Raw genomic sequence first — 6,317 nt, 5'->3', positions numbered from 1 at the left:
GTGACGATCTTGCGAACAACGCTGATGACCCAGCCCTGAAACAGATGCAGGTCACGCTTGTGAACAAAACCGCGGGTTTGTAGGAATGCGCAGTCTCCACATTTCTAAGCGATATTCAAACAGGCAACGATCCACGCATAGATGTCACGGCTGGCCGCCCGGCTCTACGCGGAATGCAGGAAAGCGTCGGAAGGCCCAGGAACCGCAGGGTTCTATATCTCATCCACCTCGACGCGACGAACGGTGGAATTCTACCTGCGTCAGGGTGCCGTGCTGGCGCCCAGGCCGGACACCATGCTGGTCGCGATGGAGCCCGACGACATTCACCTGATTCACCGGTTCTGACCGGCCACTTATCTTCTCCCAAACACACGCCCGATGGGCAGCAAGCGACACCCCGGCAAGAGAAGAACGCAAACCAGGGGTCGGTGGTCAGCCGACCTGACGGCCTTCGCCGGCCAGCCAGTCGGCATAGGTCGGGCGATCGATCTGAAACGTATCGCTGGAGCGTGCATACCAGCCGCGGCCGTGCATACGGGCGATGAGGCCAAGTGCGGGCGTGTCGATGTGGCCGCGTTCGGCATCGATGACGAAATCGTCGGCCACGCGGATTTCGACCACGCGGCCAACGACCAGCGCCTGATGCGGACCGGTGACGAGAACGCTGTGGCTGACGCATTCGAAAGAGACCGGAGCCTCGGCAATGTGCGGCGGAGCCACCTGCTGCGCGGGCAAGGCCGTCAGGCCGGCGCAATCGAGTTCGCTGACATCCTCGGGTGCATCCATGGACGTGATGTTCATCGCTGCCGCGAGACGCTCGGGAACGAGGTTCACGACGAACTCTCCGCCGCCGACAATATTGCGTGCCGTATCCTTGAAGCCGCGCTGGGGGTCCGCCATCACGCCGATGGCGACGGTGGGCGGTCTGTGCCCCATCACATTAAAGAAGCTGTAGGGCGCGGCGTTCACCACGCCTTCGGAGGACACGCTCGTCACCCAGGCGATGGGACGCGGCGTGACGGTCGCCGTCATCACCTTGTAGCCGATCTGCGGGTCGAGTTCGTCAAGCTTGAAGCGCATCAGATACCGTCATTCGCTCAGGGGTTCATCGCTGATGTTGGAGACGGCGCGCTTTGGACGGTCATCTACCCGGAGCTGGAATATATCGGGCCGGGCATAGTGGCCCGTCACGTCGAAATCGTATTTTCCGCGCGCCACGGCGGCCATGTCTATGTCGGCGTAAAGCACCGTCTCGCCCTCGAAATCCGGGCCGGCGAGGACGTTTCCGAGCGGGTCGACAATGGCGCTTCCGCCGCGCATCAGCACGGTGTCGGGATCATCCCCCAGCGCACATTCGTGATCGTCGGGAAACGCGCCGCGCTTAATGTGCTGGCAGGCGCTCAAAACGAAGCAGCGGCCTTCCAGCGCGATATGCTGCATCGAGGGGAGCCAGGTGTCGCGGTCATCGGCGGTGGGGGCGCAATAGAGGCTGACGCCCTGGCTGTACATATGCATGCGCAGCATGGGCATGTAGTTTTCCCAGCAGATGACCGCGCCGATGCGCCCAAGCGGGGTTTCGAAGACCGGCATGGTCGAGCCATCGCCAAAGCCCCAGATCAGACGCTCGCCAGCCGTCGGCATGAGCTTGCGGTGCTTGCCGATGAGCCCCTTCTCACCATCGAAGAACAGAACCGTGCAATAAAGGGTGCCACCGTCGCGCTCGATACAGCCCATGACGGCGAAGAGACCCGTCTCAGCCGTCGCCTCGGCAATCAGCGCCACTTCCTCGCCGTCGAGATCGATGGCGCGTTCGTAATAATCCCTGAAAGCCTCGCGGCCCTCGGGCTTGCGGATGCCGATGGGCGCGCCGAAAGAAGCGCCTTTGGGATAACCCCCAAGAAAGGCTTCAGGAAAGACGATGAGTTTCGCCCCCTCACCCGCTGCCTCGCGGATGAGGGCTGCTGCCTTCCCGGCAGATGCAAGCGCGTCAACGGGGTTGGACGCCGTCTGTGCGACGGCTGCCTTGAACGATTTCATGCGGATTCTCCCTGAGCATCTCGGACGATCGAAGCGCGGACGGCCTCGACCAGCACACCATCGGGCTCGCAAAGGCTGAGCGCAATATCGAAATGATTGTGCGACGGCATATCGATCACCTGCGCCGCATGGCCTGCTGCCTTCCAGGCCGCGGCATAGTCCAGCGTCTGACGGATGAACTCACCTGTCTCGAGCCCACCGACCGAGGCAATCAGCCGCGCTCCGGATGTCTTGGGGATATGCCGGATCGGGGAGTTTTGGGCAATGGAGCCCGTGTCGAACCGCATCCAGCCATTCACCTGCGTGTGCTGCAGGGGTTCGAGTTCATGCAGCCCGCTCAGCGCGAGAACCGTGCCAATCGTGTCCGGCGGCAGGTCAAACGCCTCAAGCCAGCCATCGGCAAGAACCATGCCCGCCAGATGCCCGCCGGCAGAGGAGCCGCCGACATGGATCCGCTCCACATCGAGACCGCGCTCTGCGCCATTGTTCCTGAGCCAGGCAACAGCGCTGCGCACCTGACGTACCATCTCGCCGATACCGGCTCAGGCGCCAGCGTGTAGTTCATCACGGCGACGGAGATGCCGTGCGCCATCAGACCGCCCGCTGCAAAGGCATTGTCCTCCTTCGAGCCACCGCGCCAATAGCCACCGTGAATCCACAGGAAGACGGGGCTGCCTTCACCCGCCAGGTAAAGATCGAGCGTTTCGCCGCTCTGCGGATCGTAGACGATATCGCGCTTTGCAGCGCGGCTTTGCCGGACCTGCTCGCCCTCGGCAACGTAGCGGGCGTGTTCGGCCGCGTAGGAGGCGACGCTTTCGCGCGCATTGTATTCACGCTCCAGCGTCGGCTGGTCCATGCCCCTGAAAAGCGGTGCTGCGGCATCCATGCTCATACCCCCAGATAGCGATGGGCAAGGTCTTCATTGGCTGCCAGCTCCTGCGGCGAGCCCTGCCAGACCACCCTGCCCTTCTCGACGATGTGGTGCCGGTCGACAAGCGGAGCCATTTCTTTCAGATTCTTGTCGACCACGAGGATCGACTGGCCGAGCTCCTTCAACCGGCGCAGCGTCGCCCAGATGTCGGCGCGGATGACGGGCGCGAGCCCCTCCGTCGCCTCATCGAGGATGAGAAGCGCGGGATTGGTCAGGAGCGCGCGGCCCACGGCCAGCATCTGCTGCTCGCCGCCCGAAAGCGTGGCCGCAAACTGGCCGCGCCGCTCCTTCAGGCGCGGAAAGAGATCGTAGATGCGTTCGAGGCTCCAGCCGTCCGCACCGCCCGGCCGGGAGGTGGCGACCAGATTTTCCTCCACCGTGAGCGAGGGGAAGACCCGCCGCCCTTCAGGCACCAGCCCGATGCCCCGCCGGGCAATAGCATTTGGCTGCAGGGCGGTGATGCTCTCGCCTTCAAGCTGGATGTCGCCGCCGCGCGCGCGCACCATGCCGAGAATGGTGTGGATGGTCGTGGTCTTTCCCATGCCGTTGCGGCCGATCAGCGAGGTGACCGAACCGCGTGGCACTTCGAAGCCCATACCGAACAGCACCTGGCTGACGCCGTATCCCGCTTCGAGACCAGTGACTTTCAGCATGTTTCGTCTCCCAGGTAGGCGCTGCGCACTTCCGCATCCTGCCGCACCTCGTCCACCGTGCCGGTGAAGATGATCCGGCCATAGACGAGAACGCTGACGCGGTCGGCGAGGGTGAACACGGCATCCATGTCATGCTCGACCAGAAGCATGGGGTATTCGCCCTTCAGTTCCTGAAGCAGGTCGACCATGCGGGCGGATTCTTCTGCGCCCATGCCTGCCATGGGTTCGTCCAGCACCAGCACATGCGGCTTGCGCGCAAGCGCCACGGCAAGTTCAAGCTGGCGCCGCTCGCCATGGGCGAGATTGGCGACCTGCCGGTTTTCGCGGCCCGCCAGCCCCGCCTTGCCGATCCAGTGCACCGCTTCTTCACGAAGCGCGGCATCGTTGCGCGGATTGGCGAAAAGGTTGAACGACCCGCCTTCCATGCAGTCGAGCGAGAGGATGACGTGTTCGAGCACACTGAATTCGAGGCAGAGCTGTGTTGTCTGGAACGAACGCCCGAGCCCAAGCCTTGCGCGTTTGAAGGCGCTGAGGTCGGTCAGGTCGCGTCCCTTGAAGTGCACACGGCCGGAATCCGACCGCAACTCGCCGCAGATCTGCGCGATGAGCGTGGATTTGCCGGCGCCATTCGGCCCGATCAGCGCGTGAATTTCGCCACTGCGCACATCGAGCGTGACATCGTCGGTGACTTTGAGTGCGCCGAACGCCTTGTGCAAATGGTCGAGCGCGAGGACTGCCTCGCCCGTCTTGATTGCGGCTCCATCAGTCATGACGGCCTCCCTTCAGGAAGCGGCCAAGCATGCCCTGCTGGCCGAACAATGCGATCAGCACCAGGATCGGGCCCATGACGATCATCCAGTGCTCGGTCCAGATGGTAAGTATCTGCTCAAGCCCGATGAAGGCGGCTGCACCCGCTATAGGGCCGAGAAGCGTGCCCAGCCCGCCCAGTGTGACGATGGCCATGAACTCGCCCGACTTTGCCCAGGTGGCCATATCGGGTGTGACGAACTCGGCATAATTGGCCCACAGCACGCCGGCGAGCCCGGTGCCGACGGCCGAGATGACAAAGGCGGCGAGCCGGAAGGGCAGCGGGTTGACGCCGAGATTGACGGCGCGGCGCTCGCTCTGGCGCAGGCCCTGAAACACCATGCCGAAGCGCGAGTTGACGATGAAGCGGCAGAAGAGGACCCAAAGAACGAGCAGGCCGAGGGCGAGATAGTAAAACGCGAAGGGGTCATCCAGATCGATGCCGGGCATGGTGTTACGCATATCCATCATGAGCCCGTCATCCCCGCCGTAAAATTGCAGCGAAACGAGAATGAAATAGACCATCTGGGCGAAGGCGAGTGTGATCATGATGAACTGCACGCCGCGTGTCTTGAGCGCCAGATAGCCGATCACGAGACCGAGCAGCGCACAGGCGAGAAGCGCCAGCGGCCAAAGGACAAGCGCCGAATTCGTGCCTTCCCAGCCAAAGATCGTGTCACCCATATTCGTGTGGTAAGCGAGGACCGCCACCACATAGCCACCGACACTGAAGAACATGGCGTGGCCGAAGCTCACCAGCGCGCCATAGCCGATGATCAGATCGAGACTGACCACCGCCAGCGCATAGATGACGATACGCGTGAGAAGCGGCAGGCCGCCATGCCAGCCCGTCTGCGCCACCACAAAAGGCGCGATGATGAGCAGAACAAGCATGACAATGCCGGTCAGCGTGAAACGGTCGAATTTGGACATCGGCTCAGCTCCGGGCGGGGAAGAGGCCATAGGGCCGAACGAGAAGGACAAGCGCCATCAGCACATAGATGCTCGCGGAGACGAGGCCGGCCGCCAGTGTGTCGGCCACCGAATAGGGCAGTAGCGCGGTAAATATCTGCGGCACGTAGGCCCGGCCGAGACTGTCGACCATGCCCACCAGCATGCGCCGACGAAAGCACCGCGGATGGAACCGACCCCGCCAATGACGATGACCACGAATGTGGTGATGAGGATGCGCTCGCCCATGGCAATCTCGACGGCAAGCAGCGGCGCGGCCATGACGCCGGCCAGCCCGCACAGGATCGCGCCAAGGCCGAAAACGCTCATATAGAGTACGCGCATGTTGACACCCAGCGCGTCGACCATCTGCCGGTCATCGGCGCCGGCGCGCATGAGCATGCCGAAGCGTGTGTGGTTGACCAGAAGCCAGAGCCCAAACGCTACTGCGAGACCGACCGCGATCAGCGCGAGCCGCATGAGCGGATAGGCAAGTCCCGGGAAGAGCGTCACCGAACCTTCAAGGAAGGGGGAATATTCATGAATATCGGGGAACGACCGACAATCAGCGTCACCGCCTCATTGGTAAAAAGGATGAGGCCGAGCGTCGCCAGAACCTGGTAGAGATGGTCGCGATTATAGAGCCATCGCACCACGCGCTTTCGACCAGCAGTCCGTAGAGTCCCGCGCCCGCCATGGCCGCCAGGAGCCCCATGAGAAACGAGCCCGTGGAGGCAACGGTGAGCGCACCGCAATAGGCGCCGATCATGTAGAAAGTGCCATGGGTGAGATTGATCACACCCATAATGCCGAAAACGAGGGTCAGGCCCGAGGCCAGCAGGAAGAGGAACGCGCCATATTGCAGGCCGTTCAACAACTGTTCAATGAAGAGGATCATGGCGTTCCAGTGCTCGCCGGTCTGGGTTCGGTGGGCTGCC

At 62.7% G+C, this 6,317-nt stretch carries 8 protein-coding genes and 2 pseudogenes; 2 read left to right on the top strand and 8 right to left on the bottom strand.

Annotated features, from left to right (window positions below; all coding sequences use genetic code 11):
* The first annotated feature begins 141 nt into the window (after positions 1-141).
* A complete protein-coding gene (locus tag JCM21793_RS26115; protein ID WP_202901428.1) occupies positions 142-345 on the top strand; it encodes a hypothetical protein in 204 nt (67 codons plus the stop codon).
* An 87-nt stretch (positions 346-432) separates the two neighbouring features.
* Here JCM21793_RS26115 and JCM21793_RS14495 read toward each other — a convergent pair whose 3' ends face one another.
* From JCM21793_RS14495 to JCM21793_RS30385, 4 genes and pseudogenes are all read right to left on the bottom strand, one after another.
* The gene (locus JCM21793_RS14495) at positions 433-1,080 is read right to left on the bottom strand and encodes a flavin reductase family protein (protein WP_007006929.1); all 648 of its coding nucleotides are present in this window, start codon (positions 1,078-1,080) and stop codon (positions 433-435) included.
* A 9-nt stretch (positions 1,081-1,089) separates the two neighbouring features.
* Entirely contained in the window at positions 1,090-2,037 is a 948-nt protein-coding gene (locus JCM21793_RS14490; RefSeq protein ID WP_025030834.1) for a carbon-nitrogen hydrolase family protein, read from the bottom strand.
* Positions 2,034-2,447 carry a hypothetical protein gene (locus JCM21793_RS30390; RefSeq protein WP_244439773.1) on the bottom strand — a complete coding sequence of 138 codons (414 nt, stop codon included), beginning with the start codon at positions 2,445-2,447 and terminating at the stop codon, positions 2,034-2,036. The genes JCM21793_RS14490 and JCM21793_RS30390 overlap by 4 nt, the downstream gene beginning before the upstream one ends.
* 48 nt (positions 2,448-2,495) lie before the next feature.
* Positions 2,496-2,564: pseudogene (locus tag JCM21793_RS30385) on the bottom strand (hypothetical protein); the annotation flags it as partial.
* 56 nt (positions 2,565-2,620) lie between these two features.
* Between JCM21793_RS30385 and JCM21793_RS30380 the strand changes: the two are divergent.
* Positions 2,621-2,941 (top strand): hypothetical protein, encoded by a 321-nt coding sequence (locus tag JCM21793_RS30380; protein WP_244439772.1) that lies wholly within the window; start codon positions 2,621-2,623, stop codon positions 2,939-2,941.
* Here JCM21793_RS30380 and JCM21793_RS14480 read toward each other — a convergent pair.
* The 4 genes and pseudogenes from JCM21793_RS14480 to JCM21793_RS26105 all read right to left on the bottom strand — a co-directional run bounded on the left by JCM21793_RS14480 (position 2,926) and on the right by JCM21793_RS26105 (position 6,277).
* Positions 2,926-3,621 carry an ABC transporter ATP-binding protein gene (locus tag JCM21793_RS14480; RefSeq protein WP_025030833.1) on the bottom strand — a complete coding sequence of 232 codons (696 nt, stop codon included), beginning with the start codon at positions 3,619-3,621 and terminating at the stop codon, positions 2,926-2,928. The genes JCM21793_RS30380 and JCM21793_RS14480 overlap by 16 nt on opposite strands.
* Positions 3,615-4,391 carry an ABC transporter ATP-binding protein gene (locus JCM21793_RS14475; protein WP_025030832.1) on the bottom strand — a complete coding sequence of 259 codons (777 nt, stop codon included), beginning with the start codon at positions 4,389-4,391 and terminating at the stop codon, positions 3,615-3,617. The genes JCM21793_RS14480 and JCM21793_RS14475 overlap by 7 nt, the downstream gene beginning before the upstream one ends.
* On the bottom strand, positions 4,384-5,361 hold the full coding sequence (locus JCM21793_RS14470; RefSeq protein ID WP_025030831.1) for a branched-chain amino acid ABC transporter permease: 978 nt from the start codon (positions 5,359-5,361) through the stop codon (positions 4,384-4,386). The genes JCM21793_RS14475 and JCM21793_RS14470 overlap by 8 nt, the downstream gene beginning before the upstream one ends.
* Before the next feature lie 4 nt (positions 5,362-5,365).
* Positions 5,366-6,277: pseudogene (locus JCM21793_RS26105) on the bottom strand (branched-chain amino acid ABC transporter permease).
* Between the last annotated feature and the right edge of the window lie 40 nt (positions 6,278-6,317).

This window comes from Nitratireductor aquibiodomus NL21 = JCM 21793 (assembly GCF_000615975.1).
Taxonomy (GTDB): Bacteria; Pseudomonadota; Alphaproteobacteria; order Rhizobiales; family Rhizobiaceae; genus Nitratireductor; species Nitratireductor aquibiodomus.
The sequence above is the reverse complement of the archived record's forward strand: the minus strand, read 5'-3'. Positions and strand labels throughout refer to the sequence as shown.

Coding starts and splice junctions, on each gene's coding strand:
- JCM21793_RS26115 (WP_202901428.1), top strand. CDS start 142: ATGTCACGGCTGGCCGCCCGGCTCTACGCGGAATGCAGGAAAGCGTCG.
- JCM21793_RS14495 (WP_007006929.1), bottom strand. CDS start 1,080: ATGCGCTTCAAGCTTGACGAACTCGACCCGCAGATCGGCTACAAGGTG.
- JCM21793_RS14490 (WP_025030834.1), bottom strand. CDS start 2,037: ATGAAATCGTTCAAGGCAGCCGTCGCACAGACGGCGTCCAACCCCGTT.
- JCM21793_RS30390 (WP_244439773.1), bottom strand. CDS start 2,447: ATGGTTCTTGCCGATGGCTGGCTTGAGGCGTTTGACCTGCCGCCGGAC.
- JCM21793_RS14480 (WP_025030833.1), bottom strand. CDS start 3,621: ATGCTGAAAGTCACTGGTCTCGAAGCGGGATACGGCGTCAGCCAGGTG.
- JCM21793_RS14475 (WP_025030832.1), bottom strand. CDS start 4,391: ATGACTGATGGAGCCGCAATCAAGACGGGCGAGGCAGTCCTCGCGCTC.
- JCM21793_RS14470 (WP_025030831.1), bottom strand. CDS start 5,361: ATGTCCAAATTCGACCGTTTCACGCTGACCGGCATTGTCATGCTTGTT.